This window comes from Leisingera sp. F5 (assembly GCF_001593695.1).
On sequence record NZ_LUKH01001066.1, the window covers coordinates 1 to 1,306 of the forward strand.

The following is a 1,306-nucleotide window of genomic DNA, read 5'->3' on the forward strand; positions in this document are numbered from 1 at the left end:
GCCGCGCCCGCGGCCGGAAAGAACTGAGCGCATAAGCTCAGTTCCCGTTCTGACGGACATGACACCGCCGGAGGCCCCCAAGGACGGCACTGCTGCCCGAGGGGACACGCCTCCGGCGGTGTCCGTTTGCGCAGCTGTTGCGCCAAAGATCGAGGTCATGGCCAAGCGCCGTGATTTCCTTGCCTGTGCCCGCTCCCCTGCCCGCAAGCAGGGCACCAAGGGGATGATGGTTCAGGGCCGCAACCGTGCCGATGACGCCGGTATCCGGATGGGCTTCACCTGCTCCAAAAAGGTCGGCAATGCCGTTGCCCGCAACCGCGCCAAACGACGGCTGCGCGAGGCCGCGCGGATGATTCTTCCCGCGCATGGCCGCCCGGGCTGGGATTACGTGCTGATTGGCCGCGCGGTGGAGACCGCCCAGCGCCCGTTTGAGGAGCTGAAGCGCGATCTGATCTATGCGCTGAAAAAGATCCACGGCCAGTAAGCCAGCAAAAACCAGGCTCCGCGCATGCCCGCGGGAAGTCCGTGCCACTATGGATGCCGTTCGTCCGGCCGATAGGCCGGACAGCGCCCGCCCCTCCCCACGGGAGGGCGCTGCCCTCATTGCCATGCGGCGCAGCTCACCTTATCTAATCCGCATGACCCCCCTGGCCCATATCCTCGCCCTGCCTGTGCGCGCCTACCGGCTGCTGTTCAGCCCTTGGGTCGGTTTTAACTGCCGCTACCAGCCCACCTGCTCGGCCTACGCGTTGGAAGCACTGGAAAAACATGGCGCTGTGAAAGGCGCCTGGCTCACCGTCCGCCGCATAGGCCGCTGCCATCCGCTTGGCGGCGATGGCTATGACCCGGTCCCGGACACCAAGAACTGACGCCGGAACACCTTTTTTTCTTGGCAAAATGCACTTCCTCAGCTAGGGCGCGGCCATGCTTGATGATGATCTGGACGAAATCCACCCGCTGTTTGCCGGCGCCCCCTCGACCACCGAGTTCAAGAAGCTCAGGAAGCGCATCGTGCGCTATGCGCGCGAGGCGATCGACCAATACGGCATGGTGGAGCGCCGCGCAGACGGCAGCACCCCGAAATGGCTGGTCTGCCTGTCGGGCGGCAAGGACAGCTATACCCTGCTGGCGGTACTGTACGAGCTGAAATGGCGCGGGTTGCTGCCGGTGGATCTGCTGGCGTGCAATCTGGATCAGGGCCAGCCCGGTTTTCCGGCCACGGTGCTGCCGGAGTTCCTGGAAAAGATGGGCGTGCCGCACCGGATCGAATACCAGGACACCTATTCCATCGTGATGGACAAGGTGC

Annotated in this window: 2 protein-coding genes and 1 pseudogene; all 3 read left to right on the forward strand. The window is 64.3% G+C overall.

Annotated elements, in window-relative coordinates; translation table 11 throughout:
* The first annotated feature begins 58 nt into the window (after positions 1-58).
* A complete protein-coding gene (gene rnpA / locus A2I95_RS38905; RefSeq protein ID WP_027257393.1) occupies positions 59-484 on the forward strand; it encodes a ribonuclease P protein component in 426 nt (141 codons plus the stop codon).
* 154 nt (positions 485-638) lie between these two features.
* A complete protein-coding gene (gene yidD / locus A2I95_RS38910; protein WP_027257392.1) occupies positions 639-869 on the forward strand; it encodes a membrane protein insertion efficiency factor YidD in 231 nt (76 codons plus the stop codon).
* Between the two features lie 55 nt (positions 870-924).
* A pseudogene (locus tag A2I95_RS38915) lies at positions 925-1,306 on the forward strand (tRNA 2-thiocytidine(32) synthetase TtcA); the annotation flags it as partial.